At 38.0% G+C, this 21,875-nt stretch carries 20 protein-coding genes; 12 read left to right on the forward strand and 8 right to left on the reverse strand.

Translation table 11 applies throughout. The features are described from left to right. The first annotated feature begins 51 nt into the window (after positions 1-51). The 3 genes from F7732_RS13835 to F7732_RS13845 all read left to right on the forward strand — a co-directional run bounded on the left by F7732_RS13835 (position 52) and on the right by F7732_RS13845 (position 3,351). Positions 52-1,122, forward strand: a complete 1,071-nt coding sequence (locus tag F7732_RS13835) for an ATP-binding protein (RefSeq protein ID WP_151574628.1) — start codon at positions 52-54, stop codon at positions 1,120-1,122. 635 nt (positions 1,123-1,757) lie between these two features. After that, the gene (locus tag F7732_RS13840; RefSeq protein WP_151574629.1) at positions 1,758-2,561 is read left to right on the forward strand and encodes a Na-translocating system protein MpsC family protein; all 804 of its coding nucleotides are present in this window, start codon (positions 1,758-1,760) and stop codon (positions 2,559-2,561) included. A 106-nt stretch (positions 2,562-2,667) separates the two neighbouring features. Further along, on the forward strand, positions 2,668-3,351 hold the full coding sequence (locus F7732_RS13845; RefSeq protein ID WP_151574630.1) for a Na-translocating system protein MpsC family protein: 684 nt from the start codon (positions 2,668-2,670) through the stop codon (positions 3,349-3,351). Positions 3,352-3,446: 95 nt separating this feature from the next. On the opposite strand, the gene F7732_RS13850 is transcribed toward F7732_RS13845, so the two are convergent. From F7732_RS13850 to F7732_RS13860, 3 genes are read right to left on the reverse strand one after another with little or no spacing between them, the layout of a single operon-like run. Further along, the gene (locus F7732_RS13850; RefSeq protein WP_151574631.1) at positions 3,447-4,592 is read right to left on the reverse strand and encodes a glycosyltransferase family 4 protein; all 1,146 of its coding nucleotides are present in this window, start codon (positions 4,590-4,592) and stop codon (positions 3,447-3,449) included. Positions 4,593-4,610: 18 nt separating this feature from the next. Beyond that, positions 4,611-5,132 carry a phosphatase PAP2 family protein gene (locus tag F7732_RS13855; protein ID WP_151574632.1) on the reverse strand — a complete coding sequence of 174 codons (522 nt, stop codon included), beginning with the start codon at positions 5,130-5,132 and terminating at the stop codon, positions 4,611-4,613. Between the two features lie 25 nt (positions 5,133-5,157). Further along, positions 5,158-6,483, reverse strand: a complete 1,326-nt coding sequence (locus tag F7732_RS13860) for a UDP-glucose dehydrogenase family protein (RefSeq protein ID WP_151574633.1) — start codon at positions 6,481-6,483, stop codon at positions 5,158-5,160. A 365-nt stretch (positions 6,484-6,848) separates the two neighbouring features. On the opposite strand from F7732_RS13860, the gene F7732_RS13865 reads away from it, so the two are divergent. The 4 genes from F7732_RS13865 to F7732_RS13880 all read left to right on the forward strand — a co-directional run bounded on the left by F7732_RS13865 (position 6,849) and on the right by F7732_RS13880 (position 11,312). Beyond that, complete coding sequence (locus tag F7732_RS13865; RefSeq protein ID WP_066451775.1) at positions 6,849-7,460, forward strand: acetate uptake transporter; 612 nt, start codon at positions 6,849-6,851, stop codon at positions 7,458-7,460. Between the two features lie 184 nt (positions 7,461-7,644). Next, complete coding sequence (locus F7732_RS13870; protein WP_151574635.1) at positions 7,645-9,105, forward strand: PAS domain S-box protein; 1,461 nt, start codon at positions 7,645-7,647, stop codon at positions 9,103-9,105. 369 nt (positions 9,106-9,474) lie between these two features. Further along, positions 9,475-10,134, forward strand: coding sequence for a 5-bromo-4-chloroindolyl phosphate hydrolysis family protein (locus tag F7732_RS13875; protein WP_151574636.1), 660 nt, complete (start codon positions 9,475-9,477; stop codon positions 10,132-10,134). Further along, the gene (locus tag F7732_RS13880; RefSeq protein WP_151574637.1) at positions 10,131-11,312 is read left to right on the forward strand and encodes a toxic anion resistance protein; all 1,182 of its coding nucleotides are present in this window, start codon (positions 10,131-10,133) and stop codon (positions 11,310-11,312) included. The genes F7732_RS13875 and F7732_RS13880 overlap by 4 nt, the downstream gene beginning before the upstream one ends. Before the next feature lie 195 nt (positions 11,313-11,507). Here the strand turns inward: F7732_RS13880 and F7732_RS13885 are convergent, their stop codons facing one another. After that, positions 11,508-13,142: a PAS domain S-box protein gene (locus tag F7732_RS13885; protein ID WP_151574638.1), complete on the reverse strand. Its 1,635-nt coding sequence runs from the start codon at positions 13,140-13,142 to the stop codon at positions 11,508-11,510. 256 nt (positions 13,143-13,398) lie between these two features. Here F7732_RS13885 and F7732_RS13890 point away from each other — a divergent pair, with 256 nt between their 5' ends. The 4 genes from F7732_RS13890 to F7732_RS13905 all read left to right on the forward strand — a co-directional run bounded on the left by F7732_RS13890 (position 13,399) and on the right by F7732_RS13905 (position 16,422). Further along, positions 13,399-13,629, forward strand: coding sequence for an excisionase family DNA-binding protein (locus tag F7732_RS13890; protein WP_151574639.1), 231 nt, complete (start codon positions 13,399-13,401; stop codon positions 13,627-13,629). 247 nt (positions 13,630-13,876) lie between these two features. Then, on the forward strand, positions 13,877-15,070 hold the full coding sequence (locus tag F7732_RS13895; RefSeq protein ID WP_151574640.1) for a YhgE/Pip domain-containing protein: 1,194 nt from the start codon (positions 13,877-13,879) through the stop codon (positions 15,068-15,070). 46 nt (positions 15,071-15,116) lie between these two features. Next, positions 15,117-15,656 carry a PadR family transcriptional regulator gene (locus tag F7732_RS13900; RefSeq protein WP_151574641.1) on the forward strand — a complete coding sequence of 180 codons (540 nt, stop codon included), beginning with the start codon at positions 15,117-15,119 and terminating at the stop codon, positions 15,654-15,656. Positions 15,657-15,858: 202 nt separating this feature from the next. Beyond that, positions 15,859-16,422 carry an FAD-dependent oxidoreductase gene (locus tag F7732_RS13905; protein WP_151574642.1) on the forward strand — a complete coding sequence of 188 codons (564 nt, stop codon included), beginning with the start codon at positions 15,859-15,861 and terminating at the stop codon, positions 16,420-16,422. Between the two features lie 47 nt (positions 16,423-16,469). On the opposite strand, the gene F7732_RS13910 is transcribed toward F7732_RS13905, so the two are convergent. The 4 genes from F7732_RS13910 to F7732_RS13925 all read right to left on the reverse strand — a co-directional run bounded on the left by F7732_RS13910 (position 16,470) and on the right by F7732_RS13925 (position 20,779). After that, positions 16,470-17,630, reverse strand: a complete 1,161-nt coding sequence (locus F7732_RS13910; protein WP_151574643.1) for a hypothetical protein — start codon at positions 17,628-17,630, stop codon at positions 16,470-16,472. Beyond that, the gene (locus F7732_RS13915) at positions 17,614-18,147 is read right to left on the reverse strand and encodes a sigma-70 family RNA polymerase sigma factor (protein WP_151574644.1); all 534 of its coding nucleotides are present in this window, start codon (positions 18,145-18,147) and stop codon (positions 17,614-17,616) included. The genes F7732_RS13910 and F7732_RS13915 overlap by 17 nt, the downstream gene beginning before the upstream one ends. A 125-nt stretch (positions 18,148-18,272) precedes the next feature. Beyond that, the gene (locus F7732_RS13920) at positions 18,273-19,565 is read right to left on the reverse strand and encodes an MFS transporter (protein WP_161598884.1); all 1,293 of its coding nucleotides are present in this window, start codon (positions 19,563-19,565) and stop codon (positions 18,273-18,275) included. Positions 19,566-19,627: 62 nt separating this feature from the next. Then, complete coding sequence (locus F7732_RS13925) at positions 19,628-20,779, reverse strand: winged helix-turn-helix domain-containing protein (protein WP_151574646.1); 1,152 nt, start codon at positions 20,777-20,779, stop codon at positions 19,628-19,630. 144 nt (positions 20,780-20,923) lie between these two features. Here F7732_RS13925 and F7732_RS13930 point away from each other — a divergent pair, with 144 nt between their 5' ends. Further along, positions 20,924-21,841, forward strand: coding sequence for a DMT family transporter (locus tag F7732_RS13930; RefSeq protein ID WP_240056627.1), 918 nt, complete (start codon positions 20,924-20,926; stop codon positions 21,839-21,841). Positions 21,842-21,875 lie beyond the last annotated feature (34 nt).

Raw genomic sequence — 21,875 nt, forward strand, 5'->3', positions numbered from 1 at the left:
CTTTTTTATTTTTATTTTTATTGATATAGATTTTAGAAAGGAGGTAGTTCAATGGCCATATGCGAAAAAGAATGGGAAAATCTCCATCTAGAGACGTATTTATATAGGATGAATGATTTTTCGATCCTATCTGACACAGCAGATTCTTTTTTAATTCTTAAAAAGAATGGGCAATTGGCCTATATAAGTGAAGAGTGTCAGCGTTTTATTGGTTATTCAGTTGAAGAAATCAAAACTATGAAGATTTCTGATATTTTTCAACCGTCATCTCTGAATGAGGAAAATTCTTATTTTAAAGAGTTTGCTCGAGATTCACTGTGCCACTCTGACATACATATTAGAGCAAAATCAGGAGAATTGATTCATGTTCAGCTTACAGCTTTTCCAATCATCCTACATAAAGCAATAATAGGCAGCTATGCTGTTATAAAAGAAATGACACATCATAAAGAGCAAAAATTCATGTCGGAAAAGCAAGCTGTGGCAGGCCAGCTGGCGGCAGGGATTGCTCACGAAATTCGAAACCCAATGACAGCCATAAAAGGATTCCTGCAGTTAATGATGAGAGATTACAAAGGGAAAAAGGCGAGCTACTTTGAAATTATTAAATCGGAAATTGAAAGGATCGAATTAATTTTAAAAGAGCTAATGGTCCTAGCCAAACCAAATAAGGTTTTCTATAAAAATGTGAATTTGGATTCGCTGCTTGAGCAAATTCTCACATTAATGCGATCGCAGGCACTTCTTAATGACATAGAGATTGAAGCTGCATATTGCTTTGAAGATGCTTCTATATATGGAGATGAAAATCAGTTAAAGCAGGTTTTTATAAATTATATAAAAAATGCAATCGAGGCTATGACAGATGGCGGTAAAATACTAATTGAAGGAGAGTTTCTCTCAGAAAATCAAGTCATTATCCGCATAGTTGACCAAGGACCGGGAATTCCTGCAGAAATATTAGAACGGATTAGCGAGCCGTTCTTTACAACAAAAGAGCAAGGAACTGGTCTGGGGATGCCGGTCAGTTATCAGATAATTAAAGAGCATAAGGGAGATATGTTAATCAGCAGCAGCTCAACGGGAACATCAGTTGAAGTGGTCTTACCACGTGAATCGTAATGTTTGCAGTAGCACTTTTATAATGATAAAATAATATAGTCTAATGTCTTGCTGTCATTAGGATTAGAGTAGTGCATTCTTTGAGAAAATACATATCTATTCATATTTCTGTATGGTAAATGGAAGAAACTATAATTAGTCGTCTTATCCGTGGCCTAACTTCTTAATTTGGAAGTTAGGCCTTTTTGTTTTCTAAATGTTGAGCAGAAATCTATTTAATTAATCTTCTGTTTTAACCATTTCTTTTGAAATAGACACTATTGTGGTTTGTAAAGATAGATAGTTGGGGAAAAAGACATATATATTTAATTAGGAAGATTGTCCAGTTTGACTAATTCACAACAGCTAAAATGGGTGCCTAAATTCACTAACTATATACGATAATCACCATCACATATTGAAAAAGAATAGTACCTGTAAGATGCCGGCTGAAAAATGTGGCAGTACAGCATTAATGGAGCCGAAAGCGAAAGAAAAATTGATCTTAGCATTACCGTCAGCATCACTTCAATTTAAAAGAAGCTAGTCTCGCTAAGTTGCTTGCTGGCACGTTGCCCCCAGTTTGACAAACGAAGGGCAGCTTTGGCAGTTTCTTTGGCATCTCAGTATGACTGGCTGCAGCAGCGGTTAGCCCTATGATGTCAGAAGATACACTCCCTATAAGGTTAAAGCGACCTTTATTTCAGTCTATCTTTTGCTTTTTCGGGCTGAGTGACCAGCATCCACATTTAGGGAAAGGAGAGGTTATTATTAACGCTACTCAAGATCATATGCTTCATCTGAGCAGTACGCTTAGCAAGTTGCTGAAACGGAGATTCGGTAAGGGTCCTGAAACTTGCTATGTTAATGGAGATGGAGAAAAACTTTATATTTTTATGCGAAATTTTATTACTCCTGCGGAAGAAGTGTTACTGGGGAGTAAACAATGGGAAATTGCCATTCATTTCCGTACGGCGATTATTGAAGCTGTAATTAAAGAGTTTTCTTCGGAAATTACTAAAACATTAGATCAGAGATATCCCAGTTTTTATCATGATTGGAATTACGAGAAAAACACTGGAATGATTCTGCTGGTTAGCGGAAAAGCTAATGTTGAAGAAAGATTGCCTGCAGGAACCAAAAATAGAATTCTTGCTATGGTTGATAAAATTGGTTCACGCTTCCATAAGAGAGCGGAACATTTAAGTATCCTAAAATATACGCCCAGTATTTGCATAATTGAAGCAGATAGTATAATGGCTCCGCTTGAAAATCTAGTCTTTCAAATGGGAAAAATGAACCTCCTTTATCGTTATTCTGAGAGTGTTAAAAAAGGATATTTTGAGCAAAAGTCTTCTTTAGAAGTCTCCTTTAACCGCATAATCGAAGACATTTTTATCATGTGGGATTATCAAAGTGATAAAAGTCTGCTTGTATTTACTTTTCGAAAAGAGATGTGAACTTACCATTCGGGACATCTCCCTTTCTTCTTCTCAATTTTTTACATAATAAAGATCTGGATTACAACATACTTCAATATACTTATAAGAAGGGGAGATCCAATAGATGGAGCATACGAAAGTAGAGTACATAAGCAGTTATATTAGCAAATTATTAAGAAAAAACTTTGGCAGAGGGCCACAATCATGTCGGACTACAGTTGGCGAAAAACATTTAGTAACCTACATTACGGGGTTTATAAATCCGATGGAAGAGATCTTGATACAGCAAGGACAAGGGAAATATGTGGACGATGCCAGAACCTCCATTATTAATCATCTTTTGGATGAAATTAGAGGTCTTGTGAAGGTGACATTAGATGTTGATGTGGCAGATTGTTATCATGATTGGAACTTCCCCAATAACTCTGGTGTACTGATCTTTGTACTGGAGGAACGGGAGGGAGAAAATTTTCAAACCGATTTAGACATTAAAAGTCTTGAAAATGAGGTTGGGAGAATAAGTGCAGTTGTGCAAAAGATGCCTGACCAAATTAACACCTATCCTCTTTCGAAAACGATACTTGTAATAGAAAGAATTGGAATATTAATCCCGATTGAAAAAGCACTTATATCTCAAGGGTTTAAAAAAGAGCTTAGATATACAAAGGACGAGCTCGAAAAAAGTTACTTCCATCGAAGCGGTAAATTTGAATCCATTTTTAAATCCCATGTAAAGGATATTTTGATTGATTGGAATTTTAAAGAAGATAAGTCGTTAATGGTGTTTGTATTGGCACCTAACAGTTAGAGTTAGCGATAGTAAAAAAATAAGTGAATACATAAAATGGTTCCAGTTTGATAAGCTGGAACCATTTATTATTATAGAGGACATTTGGCAGTGCCTCAGGCATATTTTTCGGCAGAACGTTCTTTTATTACATCTGAATAATGATCAAGAAGCGTATTGAAAATGGTGTCCCATTTTTGGGTGAGAGCATAATTTCTGGCATTTGTGCCCATTTGATAGCGATATTTATCATCATAGAGTAAGGAAATGATGGAATCTGCAAATTCTACAGCAGAACCTGGTGTACATAGAGTGCCTGTGGAGCCGTGTTTGATAATATTTTTTACACCGCCTGCATTTGCAGCAATAACAGGAGTACCGCTTGCCAGAGATTCGAGTACTACGTTTCCGAAGGTTTCTGTAGTTGAAGGAAAAACGAATAAATCGCCTGCTGTATATATATTTGCAAGTTCTTTTCCTTTTAAAAAACCTGTAAATGTCATATTTGAAGGTGCAGCTTTCTCCATTTCACTTCGCGATGGTCCATCCCCTGCGATAAGCCAGTGACTGTTCTCTTTTAAATGAGGCGGCAGATCATCTGCAATCTCCAGCAGGGTGTCGACGTTTTTTTCTGGTGCCAATCTGCCGACGTAAACGAGCAGGTACTTGCTGCGAATATTATATTTTTGCCGAACAGCATATTTATCATAATAAGGATGATACAGTTCGCAATCTACTCCTCTTGACCAGATTTCCAAATTGTGAAATCCCTGTACAGTTAATTGTTCTTCTGTATCAAGCGAAGGCACAAATAATTTACGAAAAGGGCGATGAAACCAGTTCATATATTTCCAAACCATCTTAGAAAAGAATTGCAGGTCATAATACTCTAAATAATGATCAAAATTTGTATGATATGAGCCTACGAGTGGAATATTTAACTTCTTAGCGAAGAAGACTCCGCACAAACCCAGGTTAAAGGGAGTTGCCACATGAATAAGGTCTGGCTGGAATTCAGTCAATTCTCTTTTCATATTAAATAGATTAGGAAGTGCAAGTCTGCATTCGGGATATAAAAAAAAGGAAAGACTTTTAAATCGATGGATATTTGCTGAGATATATTCATCTGTATTTTCCCCATCTGGTGCAAATACCTTCACTTCAATATTTTGTGAGGATAGATAATCAGTGAAACGTTTTAATGTACGGGCAACACCATTGATATCAGGGTAAAAGGTATCTGTAAAAAAAGCTATTTTCACCTGAATCTCCCTCTCGTTTTAAGAATGAAAAACAAAAAAGCAAGCTATTCCAGTAATCGTGCCAAGCAGCGAACCTGCAAGGACATCTGTAGGGTAATGAAGACCTAAATAAATTCTCGAGATTCCAACTATACAAGCCAACGGAATTAGAATAATACCGATATACGGAATTAAGAGAGTAAAAGGAATAATGATAGCAAAAATAGCTGTCGTATGACCAGATGGAAAAGAGTGATCCTTCAATGGATTATCAGGACTGAATGAATCGGCCAGCGTCAGGTATGGTCTTTTGCGCGGATAAAATCTTTTGGCAAAATGCACCGGCAAATGACTGATCAGCAATGATAATGCACTTGAATAAGCGGCTATTCTTAAAGGTGCAGCAAGCATGAGCAAGAGTGTAATAGCGATTGTGAAACGCGCTCCCCCCACATGGGTAATGGTGCGGAAAAATGGGTTTAATATTTTGTTTTCAAAATGGCGGTTTACCGTCTGAAAAACTCTGCAATCTATCCCATATAAAGCATGTAAGATTTTCATATCTATAAGTCCTTTCTTAATATCTTTACACCCTTGCTATGGCAGATTGTGCATGGGGCGATCTACCGACTGAAATATAAGTGATCGAATGACGTTCTATATCACTGAGAGAGTAACAGTTGCGTCCATCAATGATCAGAGGTGTTTTCATTAGTTCCTCATATTGAACAAGCGGAAATTGGGTGATTTGATCCCATTCTGTCGCGATAATTGCAAGATCGGCATCTTTTAAGGCTTCATTTATGTTTTCGGCATACTGAATTTCGTTCCCGAATATGCTTTGTATATTTAAGACAGCAGCAGGGTCAAATGCAATCACATCCGCATTTTCCTCCATCAGCATTTTTAAGATAGTTAGAGAAGGTGCCTCCCTAATATCATCGGTATTCGGCTTGAATGCCAGCCCCAGCAGCGCAATTCTTTTGCCTGCGAGTTCGCCGACTGCTTCTTTGGCTTTTGCGACAGCTAATGTATGCTGGCGATTGTTGACGCCGATGACTGCTTCAAGTAATTCAAATGGATGATCAACATGACCGGCCAGCTGGACAAGTGCTTTTGTGTCTTTTGGAAAGCAGGATCCTCCATAGCCAATACCAGCTTTTAAAAACGATGAACCAATTCGTTTATCCTTGCCGATTCCATTTGCGACCTGACTAATATCAGCTCCAACCTTTTCACAAATAGCAGCAATTTCATTAATGAAGCTGATTTTGGTTGCCAGAAAAGCGTTTGAAGCATATTTAATCATTTCTGCGCTGCGGGTATCTGTCACCATGATTTCAGTCTTAAGCGGAGCATAAAGCTCTTGCAGAACTGCAGCTGCTTTCTCGTCCTCTGTTCCAATAACGATTCGGTCTCCATGGAAAAAGTCATTTATAGCAGATCCTTCACGCAGAAATTCAGGATTAGAAACGATGCTGACATTCAAATGAGAAGGTGTCATATCTTTAATCATTTCGGCGATTTTTTCATTCGTACCAACGGGAACAGTGCTTTTCGTACAAATGATGACATCTTTTTCAATATGTGAAGCAATCGCATAAACTGCTTCCTGAAGATATTCTAAATTTGCTGTGCCATCGGGATTTTCAGGAGTTCCAACTGCAATAAAAATGAGGTCTGCTTGTGCATAGGCAATCCTTGGATCAATTGTGAAAAGGAGTCTGCGTTCCTTTAGATTGTTCTCCAGCAGCTGCTGTAATCCAGGTTCGTAAATAACAGAGCGGCCGTTCTTCAGCTGCGCGATTCTTTTGTCATCAATATCAATATTCGTGACAGTATGGCCCATTTCACACAAACAAATACTCGTTATTAATCCGACATAACCTGTTCCTACTACAGTAATCCTCAACCTCATCCCTCCAGCCATTAAAGTTCTACTATTATTGTATTAGACCACTTTGAAAAATTTCTTGAGGAAGTGTAAAGATCATGTAAAAAATATGTATGATCCATCACAGAGCTTGGCTCACCAGCTTTTGCCGCTGAATAAAAGGGGTGAAGCATGAATCATAACACTATCAAAATGCAGCGGCATATAAATTAAAGGCGAGTAATTCTCGACAAAATTCGAGGATTTCCGGGGCGTCACAGTGACAGCCAAAAAATTCTATTGACATGTCCCCCTCAATTCTTATACATTACATAAGTATGTTTGATGAGTTTGTTATTTATTGAACATGTATATGTGTGAATATATAGGAGGATTTTATGGGGATTCAGAATCAAACAGAAGTAAAGATTACAACAGCAGATCCGTCAGCGTTAGGTCTGTTCGGTTTAGCGATGGTCACTTTTGTAGCCTCATCGCAGAAGCTTGAATTAACAGAGGGACTTTCTCTCATTTTGCCATGGGCATTTTTTCTTGGCGGATTAGCGCAGTTATTTGCGGCAGTGCTAGATGCAAAGCATAATAATATCTTTGGAATGACAGCGTTTGGCGCATTTGGTTTGTTCTGGTTTGGTGTAGGAATGACCTGGCTGATTCAGCTTGGAGCTTTCGGTGAACAATTAGCTGCAGCAGCAGATCCGCATCAGCTTGGCATGGCATTTGTTGGTTATCTGATTTTTAGCCTGTTCATGACTGTCGGTGCAATGGAAACACATAAAGTATTATTCTTTATTTTTGTTCTTATAGATTTTTTATTTATTGGTCTATCATTAAGCAGCTTCGGAATCATGGAAGAAGCTACACATATGCTGGCAGCACTGGCTGAAATGGGAATTGCCTTATTATCGTTTTACGGTTCAGCGGCTGTGGTCTTAAACACGCATTTTGGCAGAGTTGTTTTGCCGGTAGGAAAAGCATTTGGGATATTTAAAAAATAATAAGCACAGCAAAAGCAAGAGCGTTGTTAAATCAATGACTCTTGCTTTTTTTATTCATTCCTACATACTGACATGAATCGACAAAACCCGGGGCGTCACAGTGACACCCCTATAAAAAAAGGTATTCTTATTTATCCCAACATTCTGTAAAATAATATAAAAAAGAGGGCTGGAGAGGTTTTTTATGCTGAAGGGTGATCCGGAATTAGATTTTACGGAAGGTGTGAGCTGCAATGAAGTGCTTGATTTGTTTCTTGCGAGCAGTGCAGATGGAATAGCGATCTTTGATATGCAGGATTGTTTTAGAAGGATTAATCCGACGTTTACGTACATTTTTGGATATACAGAAGAGGAAGTGCTTGGAAGAAATATTGCAGAAATGCCGAACCCTGTATCCGTTATTGATATTATCAGGGAAGTGAAAAAAGGGAGGGTTTACAGTAATTTAAACACGATCCGCTATCATAAAGATGGCAGGCAATTGGATATTGCTGTCTCTTATTCGCCTTTTCGCGACTCAAATGGAAAAGTAATGGGGATTATTGCGGTTTTGCGGGATATCACGGAACTAAAGGAAATGGAAAGAGAATTAATCCAGATCAAAAAGCTGTACAACTTAATTACTGAAAATACAACCGATATGATTAAAATCTATACAAAGGATTATGAAGTATTGTATGCATCCCCTTCACACCATACAGAACTGGGCGTTTCTCCTGAAACACTGAAAGGGCAAAAGCTGGAAAAGCTAATTCAGCCGATAAATGATGAACCGGTAGATGAACTGCTGCAGAGAATCGCAAAGAATGGAAAATCTGAAATCATCCAGGCAAAAACCAGAACCAAGCAAAATGAATTCATGCATATCGAATCAAATATATCACCTATATATAACGAAGCAAATGAGATAGACCTCTTTTTAAAAATCAGCAGAAATATAGATGACCGCATTAAAAATGATGAAGTGCTGAGGAACTTAGACCGCTTATCAATTATAGGACAGATGGCCGCAAGTATTGCGCATGAAATAAAAAACCCGCTCACAGCTCTTAAAGGGTTCTCAAAACTGCTTCAATATAGTGACGCAAAGGAACGGCAAGCAGAATATTTAACAATTATTATGGATGAATTAAAAAATATTGATAAAAGTGTCAACGAATTCTTAGCTTTAGCAAAACCCCAGGCCGTAGAACTAAAAAGCAGCAGTCTGTTCTCTATTATCAATAGTTCGATAAAAATGCTTCGTTCAGATGCTTACATACATAATGTGAAGATCATTCACTCTATCGAGGAAGACGATTACTTTCTTAAGTGCAATCCAGATCAATTGCAGCAGGCTTTTATGAATTTCTTTAAGAACGCCATAGAAGCCATGTCAGACGGAGGTCTTATCCATTGCTGTATCAGTGAGACAGAGGAAGACATGGTTGAAGTTCAGATTTCTGACTCAGGTATGGGAATTGAGCCGGAAATCCTTCATTATTTGGGCACTCCTTTTTATACGACAAAAGATAAGGGAATAGGTCTCGGTCTGACTGTCAGCAATAAGATTATTCAAGAGCATAATGGAACCATGCAAATTGACAGCACACCAGGTCATGGAACAATCGTTACAGTTCAGCTGCCTAAATTTACACAGCAATAAAGGCGAGTTCGCAAATTACACTGCGCTTTTTTCCTTTGATGCAAAAGGTTTTTAATATCAAACGCTATCAAACCAGTTAAATATATCGAATCAGCAGCTGCCATATCTCGATCGGGGATTCAATAATTAAATAAGAGGTAATTCATCTTGTGAGATAGAATTATCAGCGCAGAATGGCCAAACACACAAGCCCTAAGCCTTAAGTCTTAGAATATAATCGGATTGTGGTCTATGGAGACTTGTTGAATTTTCGTGTATCGTAGAAGATAAGAAAACTGCCTCACATGAAAAATTTGGTGTTTGTCTGTTGAAACCTTCAATGTTCATATTTCGTATATAAATAAAGGGTTAGGATAGGAGCGATCAATGATGAATTCGTTTTTAGCGTTTATATTAAGATCTTTAATTGCAGCTCCAACAGCTGTATCAGTCTGGCTCGTTGCATTTTTTGCTTTTGATCAAACATTTCCACTCTCTGGTGTTATAGGGGTCAGTGCGGGCATTATCACATTTTGGGTATCAGGTGCAGTAATGAAATCAAGATTTTTAAAGCGGCATGGTCTTTCCAGAAAGGAATATGCGTATATTGAAAAAAATCTGGATGAAGCAAAAGGAAAGCTGTCAAGGCTTCATAAAGCATTAATGTCGATTCGGCACATGCCGTCCTTAAAAGAACGGGTGCAGTTTATCCGGGTTACTCGAAAAATTTACCGTCTGACGAAAAAAGAACCAAAGCGATTTTATCTTGCTGAACGGTTTTATTTTTCACATCTTGACTCAGCTGTGGAGTTAGCGGAGAAGTATGTCTTTTTATCCTCTCAGCCAAAAATGACCATGGAGCTTGAACATTCTTTAAGGGATACAAGAAAAACATTGCAGGAATTAACTGCTTTTGTGGAGAAGGACTTATATGACGTGATTGCAGAAGATATTGATCAGCTGCACTTTGAAATAGATGTTGCAAAACATTCCATTAAAACATTGCAGGAATCCCGTAAAAATGCAGATGAAAGCAGGCGTATAAAATGAATGAACAAAATTCCCCTCTGTTAAAAAAGACAAACGATGCCAATCTGCTCGATGACTTGCTGGCAAACCCATTTGGAGATGAAAGTCCCCAAATGCCAGCCTATGAGGATACTGGGGCAAAGAAACAGCCTCGACTCATTGATGTCATTCCAGAGGAAAATAGGGCAAAAGCATACCAGCTTGCCGAACAAATAGATCCGAAAAATCACCAGGCGATGATTTCGTATGGAACACCAGCGCAATCAAAGCTGCTTTCCTTTTCACATACCATGCTTGAACATGTACAGAAAAAGGACGTTGGTGAAATAGGCGAGATTATTGGTGATTTAATGAAAAAGTTTAATGAAGTAAATCCTGATGAGTTAAAGCCGGAAAAAGCAGGTTTCTTTTCAAGGATGTTTGGAAGACTGTCAGGTTCTATTCAAGAAGTATTGTCCAAATATCAGAAAACCGGGGCTCAAATTGACCGGATCAGTGTAAAGCTTGATCGCAGCAAAAACCTTTTATTAACAGATATTGTTATGCTGGAAAAGCTTTATGAAAGCAATAAAGAGTATTTTCATGCCTTAAATGTTTATATCGCTGCTGGAGAGTTAAAGCTGGAGGAACTTCATGAGAAGACCATTCCTGCCTTAAAGCAGGAAGCAGAAAAATCTAATGATCAAATGAAGTTCCAAGAAGTAAATGATATGATTCAATTTGCAGATCGTTTAGATAAGCGTTTATATGATTTAAAGCTAAGCAGAGAAATAACGATTCAAAGCGCTCCGCAAATTCGCCTTATTCAAAATACGAACCAGGCGCTTGTTGAAAAAATTCAATCGTCCATTATGACAGCCATTCCTTTGTGGAAAAATCAAGTGGCGATAGCACTGACACTCATTCGCCAGCGGTCGGCCGTTGAAGCGCAGAAACAAGTTTCAAAAACTACAAATGATTTGCTCTTAAAAAATGCAGAAATGCTGAAAACGAATACGATTGAAACAGCAAAAGAAAATGAGCGTGGATTAGTAGATATTGAAACTCTTAAGAAAACACAGGAAAATTTAATTTCTACACTAGAAGAGACGTTAAGGATTCAAGAGGAAGGCAGAACAAAACGCAGACAAGCCGAGCAGGACCTTGCTAATATGGAAAATGACCTTCGCGTAAAACTCCTTGAGATCAAAGGTGAATAATAAAAAGAAAAAGCCGTTACCTCGGAATGAGGCAACGGCTTTTTGATAAAATTGTTTCACGTATGAATGTGGGGTTCAGTTTTTTTCGGATGGAATGCTCTTTATCTGAGGAGCCTGCCGATCCTATTTTAGAGCTGCAATGCTTTCTATTGACGCTAGGGAACTTACTCATCTACTAGCTCCATTTATCTGCCTTTACTGGGCTGAGCGGGTCAGAGGGAGGCGAATAAGTACTTCAGTCCCTTCACTAACTTTGCTGTTAAAGCTCATTGTTCCTTTATGCAGCTGTACAATACGATAACTGACGGTTAAACCTAATCCTGTTCCAGTCTCCTTTGATGAGTAAAATGGCTCGCCAAGCTTCCTTAAATCTTCCTCAGCTATGCCGATTCCAGTGTCTTTTATTGATACAATAGCTTCGTTTTGCTCGATATGGAAAGATACAGTTACTTTTCCGCCGCTGATTGAAGCTTCAACCGCGTTCTTTATAATATTAATAAACAGCTGCTTCAGCTGATTCGGTTCACACTCGATTTCGGCAGGGAACTTTGCTCTTTTTAAATCAATAGAGACATTAAACAAAGTAGCTTCTGTTTTCAAAAGGGACGTCACATTAAAAAGGATGGTTTGCATATCAGCCTTTACAAATCTTACTTCCTGCGGTTTTGCCAGTAAAAGAAGCTCGCTCACAATGTAATTAATTCGGTCCAATTCTTCCTGCATAATGCGGTAATAAAAATGATGCTTTTCATTTTCGCGTTCCAGCAGCTGTACAAAGCCTTTAAGTGAAGTAAGTGGATTCCTGATTTCATGGGCGATACTGGCAGATAGTTCACCAACGGCTGAAAGCTTCTCAGATAAGCGAAGTTTCTCTTCTGTCATCCGCAATTTTGTTATATCTTTTCCTTGTACAATCATTCCGGCCGTTTTCCCATTAATGACAATCGGAAGGATGTTACATTCCAGCATAATCTTTTCGCCGTTTTTTGTCGTTAATTCAAGTTCACTTATCTTTGGCAGGGGATCAGCATCCATTTCATTGATTTTTTCAAGGATAGCGGAATGCTGCTCTCCTTCAATAAAACTCGAGAGGGCTTTTCCCTGTACTTCATTTTCTGTAAACCGAGTAGACTCTATAAATTGCGGGTTAACTTGAGTAATTTGACCTTTTAGATCTGTCATCATAATAATGCCTGTATTATATTCAAAAAGCGATTTATATTGCTGTTTCGTTTCTTCTAATAACTGCTCCACAGCAATTCGATCGGTAATATCACGCCCGATAATGACAAGCCCCTGACGGCTCCCGTTTTTATTGAATAGGGGAACTTTAATGGTGTCAAAGGTTTTTGAGCTGCCATCCTTCATTGGAATGACTTCTTCGACGCGGCTGATGGTGCCATGCTTCCAGGCAGCCTCATCTGACACTTCACAATAGATTAAGGCTTCACGGTAAAACTCCGTGTATTGTGCAAGTTCAGAATCCTTTTTTCCTTTATAATCGACATCTTCTAAGTCAAAGAGCTTCAATCCGAATTCATTTGCTTCAATCCATCTGCCTTGTCCATCTTTAAAGTTTACGAAGTCAACCATGGAATTAATTAGCGTAGAAAGTCGCTGTTCCTCTTCACGTGATTTATTGAGCTCTTCTGTTTTTTTGATGAAATAATAAAATAGTAATCCTGTCAGAACAATATATAAAACTTCTTTACTGCTGGTAATAAACTGCAGAAAAGGAGAAGGCTCAAATTGCTCCAATATATAATTCGTGCCAAATATCCATATCAAGCCAGCTATGCAATACAAACCGATAATCTTTTTTTTATTCATGCTTTTAGCTTTGCTCCTTTTTGCGTACGTGCCGAAATATGAATGTTAGCTTTATAATATTTTCCTTTTAGTAACATTCAGAGTAAAGTTATATTAGGAAAATGTTTAAGTCCGACCGCTTTATTGTCTTATTTTTAGTATAATATGAGTTAGTATTCAAAAGATGAATCTTTGTACCTAGTTCATTTTAAATGAAGTACCTATTTTTAGCTAGTCGCAGGAAATGGAAACGATGAATGAAGGATGGATGTAAATCATGTATTTAACCGTTAAGGAAACAGCAGAACGATTGACTTGCTCAGAATCTCAAGTAAAAAAGCTAATCCTGGACAATAAGATTCGTGCTCTCTATGATGGACAAGAGTATTTAATTAATGAAGATCAATTTCAATCACACTTCAAGCAAGTGGAAAAGTATAAGCAACTAATTGAAGAGATATTAAATGAACCGATTCCAGAAGATATAGATATTAAGGATGAAGACTAAACTCGCTAGTTTGAGAGCCATCCTTAATCTTATGTTTTCCTTTTAATAACAGATTGAAACAAAAACTCGCTAAGCAAACAGATGATTTCGTTTGCTTAGCGTTTTTTTTATGCAAAAACTACAATTCGAATATTGACTTCGTAAAGTGATTGGAGTAAACTTCATAAGTACTTTGTTTAAAGTAGTTTGAAAAAAACACTTTGAAAAAAGTTGTTAATTAGATTTGTGATATAAAGGAGATAGAAAAATGAAATTTACTCAGTTTCTAAAAACAAAAGGGGCAATTGCAACTATCTTTATGGGTGTATTCTATGCGGTTGCTATGCTGGGAATATTTTTGCCGGGCTACTCATCGATTCCGGGGAATGTTGATCAATTGCCAATTGCGATCATTAATGAGGATGCTGGGGATTATGGGGCCACGATCGCGGATCAGCTGAAAGAGAATCTGCCTTTTAAGGAAATTGAAACGGAATTAACGAATAAACAAGCATTAAATGATTTAGAGCATAATGATTTAGCATTAGTTGTGCATATTCCTAAAAACTTTTCTGATGATCTCCAAAAAGGAGAAGTTTCATCCAGTATTGATTTCACAATCAATGAAGCTGGTGCAACAACTGTTTCTTCTACGATGAATTCGGTGGTTACACAGATTAACAGCCAGCTGAGTGCACAGTTCTCAGAGCAGACGGCCAAGGGAGTCATCATGAATTTCAATGTGCCGGAAGATCAAGCGGAACAATTAGCGAATAAAATTGAAACAGCTTATGTTGGCAATGTCATCACAATCAATGAAGTGCCAGATGGAATGCATCATAATATGCTTCCAATGTTTTTAACAATGGCAGGTTATACCGGTGCTATGATTGGTGCCATGCAATTAGTAAGTGCCTATAGAGCAAGCCGGGGAAAAGCAAGTAAGAAACGTTTATTCACTTATGTACAATTAACGGCTATATTGGTTGCTGTTGTATCATCTTTATTTGCGTTAGGCATTACGTACCTCATTAATAAACCTAGTGGGGATCTATTCTTAGAATTATTTGGACATCAGGTCTTAAATTATATCGTTTGTTTTAACTTTACAGCTGTTTTCGTCTTTTTAGTTGGTGAAGCCGGAATGGTATTAAACTTACCGATTTTATTAATTCAAACCTTAGCAAATGGGGTTACGGTTACTCGTGATATGATGTATCTGCCATATGAATGGATGAGCCACATTTCGCCAATGTATTATTCTGTACAGGCATACTTTGCGAGCCTTTATGGAAGCATCAGCCCTGCACCATTTATTTGGTTAATGGCTGCTATTGGCGCAGCTGCATTGCTGCTGAACATTCTAATAGTTGCATTCGTTCATAAAACAGAGCCTGTTGAAAACACAGAAGATACCCTTGAAACAGAAGGATTAAAGAATACAACTGAAGTCACTGCTTAGTTTTTGCTATAATAAAGAGATCATTTTTCTTGAAGGAGCAAAAATCATGTCCGTTCAAATTTTTATTTTGAGCAAGCTAATGAAAGAAAACACTTATCCATATAAATTAAAAAAACAGCTCTCAGAACCTATTCCCCTAGATCAGCTAGGCGGACTAACTGAGAGTAAGCTATATTACCATTTTGATTCTTTAGCCAAGAAAGGTTTAATTGAGACTGTTGAGATCATCAAAGAAGAAAATCGTCCTGATAAGCAAGTATTTTCAATTACAGCTAAAGGCCGTGAAGAGCTGCCTAAATTAATTTACAGTCTATTTAAAAACGCAGATGATATTAAAGGCATGACGGTAGGCTTAGTCAATTTAAAATATGTTGAGCGAGATGAAGTCGTAAACATTCTCAAAAATAGATTAGAAAAGGTTAAAGGGCATTGGGACGAAATTAAAGGAATTGAAGAACAGCTGCAGGTTAGCAAAGAAAATGAATGGTTCGTTGATTTTATGAGCAGCTATATTTCATCTCTAAATGAGTCCAGCATCCATTGGCTTGAAAAACTGATTAACACAATAAAACGAGATGAGAATTAAAAGAAGGCGAGCTTCGTTAATAAGTGAAGCTCGCCCTCTTCGTGTTATAAAGACCGGTTTTGCGAGATAGCGGGTAATCTTGATTTTTCTGTGAACAAATTTCTTTGAATGAGCAAAATATAGCTTCTGGTTAAGTCTTTCAATTTTACAAAGAAAATTATTTTTAATATTCTTTAAATATAGAAGATAAGGAGGAGATACAATGTATGAAATTTTGATTGTTGGTGCTGGTCCATCTGGTGCAAGTGCAGCCATTTTTGCAGCGAAAGCAGGAAAAAAGGTACTTGTGATTGACAATGATAAAGGTGTTACAAAGCGTGCCTGGGTTGAAAATCATTACGGTGTATCTGAAATCTCCGGACCAGATCTTGTACAGCAGGGGAAGAAGCAGGCAGAAAAGTTTGGTGCGGAGTTTGTTCAGGGAACCGTTGAGTCTATTAAAGGCGGAGATTCTGGATTCGTTGTTAAAACAGATCAAGCTTTATATGAGGCAAAGCATATCATACTTGCAACAGGCTTTATGGCCGATTTGGCAGCGGAAGCAGGCGTCACAACAAAGGAAGGTACAGAGCCGCGTGTAAAAACCATCATTGATACAGATGAAGCTGGGAAAACAAATGTTAGAGGCATTTGGGCTGCTGGGACAGTTGCTGGTGTCAGTGTACATACCATTGTGACTGCTGGGGATGGAGCAAAAGTGGCAATTAACGTAATTAGCGAACTAAACGGTGAGCGCTATGTAGATCATGATGTACTGAAGGGGTAATTTATTATTGTACTTTAAAAGCTGAAATGAGGAGCAGATGGGGCTCCTCATTTTTCATTCAAGTTATTTACATCCAATAAATACATTGAAAAGTAAGTGGATTCACTGTTAACAACCAATGTACCGTTACCTGTAAACCGAGGTTTAACCAGCCTTTCTTCTATATCAGCAAACGCTCGAATGGGCTTTGTGGACTTCTCTTCAAGTTTAAATAATTCTACAGTATTAGAGCCTTTTTTATCTGGAATGCTTAATGCTAAATAATTATGATGAACGGCATATGCATCAAAGGCGGGTACATCCAACTTGTGGTACTTGCCACTTTCTAGATCAATGTACCCTAGAATGTATGGCTCATCTGAATTGGAAAGTTGAGCGTATATCTTCTCTTCAGTTATTGTGATATTTTCAGCTTGTTCATAAGGTAGTGTATATTCCTCAAGCAGTTTTCCGCTTTTTATATTATATAAAAAGAATCTGGTTAATTTACTGCTGCCTTCTTGAAATCTTTCTGGAATGACGAGATATTCACCTAATATACCTGCCATGCTGTTTGCACCTAAACCAGTTTGTCTGTGAACGTTTTTAGTCTCTTTTGTTGGTAAATGAATGATTGAATAACCAGGAAATGAATCGAATCTGTTGGTTATCAGATAATCATCGGCTAGCTGAATACTTGCTGATGAATGATGATAAACATCCTGTTCTTGTGTATGCCGATTAAGAACATGCAGCGTATTTGAGTGAATATCTTCCCATATAAGCCAATTTTGATTTGCTGTAAAATTATTAATTTGAGCATTTTCATTACTAGCAACCAGTCTTTGAATTTCTTGATTTTCAGTCGAGTAGGCATATATTTCGTCATCATTTATATATACTAACTCATTTGTATCGTCTATATATTGAGAAGTAATTAGCTGTGAGTAATCGATTCCGGGGATCGTAACTGCTTTTAAGTCCTTATTAAGAACTGCTTGCAATGCAGATTCTTGCTCGTGCTGCTGAATGAATGCGGCAGCCGAAATACCTGTAACTATTATGATGAATAGGACGCTTAAAACAGGAATAATTGATCTTTTTGCTTCCCCCCGCTTGTGGTTTATATGGTGACCTGCTTCAGCTAGGATCTTGCTCTTTTTGCTATGTGTTAGGGTAATATGGTCTGGCACAATATGATCTAAGCGTTCCTTAATATTCTTCGTCATGCTTGAACTCCTCCTCAGTCAGAGCGAGCTTTGCTTTTTTTCTGCCGCGCGCTAGTCTCGTTTTAACCGTGTTTATAGAGCAATTTAAGATACCGGCGATTTCCGCTATCGAGAATTCTGCATAGTAATGAAGCCAGATAACTTCCTTATATTTAAGGGGGAGCCTGTCAAGTAAGGAAGCCAAAGCTTTTTCTTCTTCAAGTTTTACGTATTGTGATTCAGGTGTATTCTGATGAATCAGTAAAGAGCCTGCCCAATTTGAAAATTCCAACTTTCTGTACGACCAGCTCTTAAAATAATTTCGGCACTCATTTACGGTCATCCGATACAAATAGGTTTTTACGCTTGACCTGCCTTCAAAGACTTCGAGCTTCAAATAATATCGGAGGAAAACTTCTTGAACAATGTCTTCTGCTTTAGTTTCGTCCTTTACAAAAACATAAGCGAGGCGAACTAAGTAATGGCCATAGTCGTCCATGGCTGTAATTAATAATTTGTCTTTTTCGCTTTTTTCCATCACCGGCCTCCTTCCTTAACAACTGTTAGACAAAGATAAAGCAGCTTTGGTTTCAATTTTTTAGAAAAAGGGTTGTTATTATTTCTCTTATTACCGTTTTTTCTATTCACAAGAACAAGAGCAGGCTAGATACCCTGCTCTTGTTCTAGTCTACTATTAACTGCCTTTGATTCTTTCCATAAAATCTTTTGTAAAAGGATCGAAGCAATTCCTATAAGTGTACAAATAATCCCTATAGTTAAGAAAATATCTCCAGGTCCCCATTTCTGCACGAGCATGCCCCCAATTAACGGCGCAATCACCACGGTCATGCTTGATATGGAGTTGCTGATGCCAGATACCCGGCCAATGCTCTTTTCCGTCGTATGTTTTTGAATAATGTACTGAAACCCGATGGAGTAGAGACCGACACCGAGACCGATAAAAATACCTAATAATACAGGCAGCCACATGGCAAAATTTTCTGTTAAGAAACCAAATCCGCCAAATCCAGCTCCGATAAATAAGATACTGCCGCCAAGAAGGGTTCCATAGGAACGGAAATGCTCGAACCGATTTAAAAACATCATCATCATCAATGCGCCAAAACCCGAAGAAGCGAAAATCCAGCCGATAAGCTCTGGCCGTTCCGGTGCGTAAACCCTGAGCCAGGTGGTGAACTGGACATCAATCATTTGGATAAAGCTTAGTCCGATAAAGGATAGTAAAAAGCTGACTTTGAGAATGCGGCTGCTAAAAATAAATCCCCATCCTTCCTTCCAAGACTGCCAGAAGGAAGCCGGAAGTGCGGAAGCATCATCTGTCTCATTACGGTCTGCAGATGTATGAGAAATTTTCTTGTTTTTTACAAGTGTCATTAAAATGACGCTTGAGATAAAAAAGGCAATTGCGTTTAAAAGAATACAAACCTGCGGGGAGGTAGCGCCAGCCAATATTCCGCCCAGAAGTGGAGCGATAATCTTAGAAAGCTGCATAACCATCCCGTTTAAAGATACAGCTTTAAGCAGCTGCTGTTCTGGGACAACATGCTTTATCAGGCTTTGCTGTGCTGGAAAGTGAACGACGTTAACGGTAGAGCGCAAGCTGATTAAAAGTAAGGCAATCCATGGATTGGCAGCCCATAACAATAAAAGGGTCAGCAATGCTGTTAATAAATCAGAAACAAGCATGAGTTTCACTTTGTTCATTTTATCCGCAAGGACACCTGTAAATTGGCTTAATATAGCCTGAGGCAAGGCAACCGCGACAGGAATAAATGCGATTACAATTGGTTCCGCCTGCCAAAGATAGCCAAACATGATCATAAGTGCTACCGAATCAAAGTAGTTGCCCATAATGGATACGGAATAAGAAGCGAAAATTCTCATGAAAATCGAATTGCGCCATATACTGTTATTTGTTTTGTTTTTTTCTGACATCCTATCACCTTTTCTCATTAAGATTTCTATCTCAACTATAGAGGCGGTATGTCAGAGGAATATCATCGTTCTCCGATTTTTTTATCAAGAATTTCTTTTAAGACTGCAACAGCTTCTTCTGCCTGCTGCTCTGGAATAAGCATAGAACGCATGGACAAAATTTGTTTATAGAGTGTTGGATCATCCACGAAATTATTAAGAAGGAAAAGCGAAATATCTGTTGCATAGTAAAGATGTGAGGTGAAATGACTCTGCTTAATAATGTCAAATCCATTTTCGACTTTTAAACGGCCCTTCTCTATATGTCCTGATTTAATAAGATAGCTGCCCTCCAGAATGTTATAAATACCCATTTCTCTTTTATACGGCCGATCCTCAAAAAAACGATTGAGGATAGAAATCAATCTCTTAATATCTTTTTTGTTATCTTCACAAATAGCGATCGTTAATTGCAATGTCATGAGAAAAGGAAAATACCCGTGTTCTGGATCCTTAATCTTTGGTTCAATCTCAGGAATATTTTCTATATGGTGTTTGGCTGCTGTAAAGTCTTTGTTCAGGATATAAGCAGTTAGCATGCCAAGCGTTTTTGCTTCAAGCATGGTGCTGCCTAAGAACATATTTTTTTGAATAGCAGTTGTATTATAATGCAGTGTTCTTTGGTAATCATGGGATAATGTTTGAAATATATTGATAAGAAAATAAAGGTTATCGTCTATGTTTAAATGATCATCAATAAGGCTCCAAAAGTCGCCCTTCATAAATGCAATAATTTTATGAAAATGTGATGGGATGGCAATTCCCAGTTCTGATTGCTGAATGATTTTTTCAATTGCTTCTCCATGTCCGTATAAGTGATATAAACTTAGCAGCCGCTGAGATAACATTTGAAAGTCCTCATCATTACTTAAAGCAAAGGTCTTTTCAGTTTTTTTACAATTGAGCTGGTAGCCAAAGCCTTTTATCGTTTCGATTTTCAGATCATTTTCCCAAGGCTTTAGTTTTTTTCGCAGGCGATAGATATGATCATCCACCGTCCTGTCAGAAGGCATTTCCATCGGCCATACAGCATCTAGCAGCTGTTCTCTTGTAAAAGGCTGATTGGCATGATCATATAAAAACTGTAATAAGTAAAATTCTTTGCGCAGCAAGTGTATGTGCTGATTTTCCTTTTTAACACAGTAATTTGATAATTGAAACTGTAACTGTATCATGTTAAAACTCCGTTTCTAGTATTTCTTTTACAATACATCTATCTGTTCTGTACAGCAACGGGTTTCCATTGAAAATTAGATTGCTCATCTGGTTCTGCACTATGTTAAGATAAGAAGTAAATTTATAGGAGAGAAGGATTATAGTTGAAGAACTTGTCAACGTTTTTGCTGCTTACAGGTGTGATGGCGATATGGGGATTTAACGTTTCCATTATAAAAGTATTGGTCGGCAGCTTTTCGCCAATTACAATTACGTCATTAAGGATTTTAACAGCAGGCATTACTGTGTTTTTGATTTTGTTTCTGTTAAAAAAACTGAGAGGCCCAAGTGGAAAAGAATTGGTCTACATACTGTTTGCTGGTCTGTTAAATGTTGTCGCCCATCATGCTTTTTTATCGATCGGTTTAACAGAAACTTCTGCTACTAATGGAGGTCTTATTTTAGGAGCAGGTCCATTATTGACGGCTATATTTTCAACGGTTATATTGAAAAATCGTCCTACCTTTATCCAATTGTGCGGATTTTTGCTTGGAGGCACTGGCGTAACATTTATTGTTCTGTCAGGCGGTGAAGGAATCTCCAGTTTATCAATCGGTGACTTCTATGTGTTTCTGTCTATTTTAGCTCAGGCGCTCAGTTTTATATTAATAAGCAAGGCATCAAAGACAATGGATGCCCGTCTTTTGACAGGATATATGCTGGTATGGGGAGCCATTATTTTATTTGTCATCAGTCTGATTGTCGAGCCAAGAGGACTCTCTGAAATTTCCTCTGCTCCAGGATATGTTTGGCTATTATTCTTTATTTCTGCCATTCTTGCTACCGGTGTTGGCCATATGGTGTATAATTCGGCGATCAGCAGGGTTGGGGCAGCGGAAGCATCCATTTTCTTAAACTTAAATACTTTCTTTGCGCTTGCAGGATCTGCTTTATTTTTAGGTGAAGTGATTACAATATCTCACCTCCTGGGGCTAGTTTTAATTGTCAGCGGCGTGCTCTTTGGATCAGGAGCTTTAGAACAGATCCTTTCTAAGCGAAAGCATAAGACACAAACGATGTAGAAGCCAAAAAACGAGATACCCTATGCGGGAATCT

The organism is Bacillus mesophilum, from assembly GCF_008923265.1.
GTDB lineage: Bacteria > Bacillota > Bacilli > Bacillales > Cytobacillaceae > Cytobacillus > Cytobacillus mesophilum.

Bases quoted from the DNA above. Each gene is read 5' to 3' on its own strand.
- F7732_RS13835 (WP_151574628.1), top strand. From the start codon at position 52: ATGGCCATATGCGAAAAAGAATGGGAAAATCTCCATCTAGAGACGTAT.
- F7732_RS13840 (WP_151574629.1), top strand. From the start codon at position 1,758: ATGATGTCAGAAGATACACTCCCTATAAGGTTAAAGCGACCTTTATTT.
- F7732_RS13845 (WP_151574630.1), top strand. From the start codon at position 2,668: ATGGAGCATACGAAAGTAGAGTACATAAGCAGTTATATTAGCAAATTA.
- F7732_RS13855 (WP_151574632.1), bottom strand. From the start codon at position 5,132: ATGAAAATCTTACATGCTTTATATGGGATAGATTGCAGAGTTTTTCAG.
- F7732_RS13870 (WP_151574635.1), top strand. From the start codon at position 7,645: ATGCTGAAGGGTGATCCGGAATTAGATTTTACGGAAGGTGTGAGCTGC.
- F7732_RS13875 (WP_151574636.1), top strand. From the start codon at position 9,475: ATGAATTCGTTTTTAGCGTTTATATTAAGATCTTTAATTGCAGCTCCA.
- F7732_RS13880 (WP_151574637.1), top strand. From the start codon at position 10,131: ATGAATGAACAAAATTCCCCTCTGTTAAAAAAGACAAACGATGCCAAT.
- F7732_RS13885 (WP_151574638.1), bottom strand. From the start codon at position 13,142: ATGAATAAAAAAAAGATTATCGGTTTGTATTGCATAGCTGGCTTGATA.
- F7732_RS13890 (WP_151574639.1), top strand. From the start codon at position 13,399: ATGTATTTAACCGTTAAGGAAACAGCAGAACGATTGACTTGCTCAGAA.
- F7732_RS13895 (WP_151574640.1), top strand. From the start codon at position 13,877: ATGAAATTTACTCAGTTTCTAAAAACAAAAGGGGCAATTGCAACTATC.
- F7732_RS13900 (WP_151574641.1), top strand. From the start codon at position 15,117: ATGTCCGTTCAAATTTTTATTTTGAGCAAGCTAATGAAAGAAAACACT.
- F7732_RS13905 (WP_151574642.1), top strand. From the start codon at position 15,859: ATGTATGAAATTTTGATTGTTGGTGCTGGTCCATCTGGTGCAAGTGCA.
- F7732_RS13910 (WP_151574643.1), bottom strand. From the start codon at position 17,630: ATGACGAAGAATATTAAGGAACGCTTAGATCATATTGTGCCAGACCAT.
- F7732_RS13915 (WP_151574644.1), bottom strand. From the start codon at position 18,147: ATGGAAAAAAGCGAAAAAGACAAATTATTAATTACAGCCATGGACGAC.
- F7732_RS13920 (WP_161598884.1), bottom strand. From the start codon at position 19,565: ATGTCAGAAAAAAACAAAACAAATAACAGTATATGGCGCAATTCGATT.
- F7732_RS13925 (WP_151574646.1), bottom strand. From the start codon at position 20,779: ATGATACAGTTACAGTTTCAATTATCAAATTACTGTGTTAAAAAGGAA.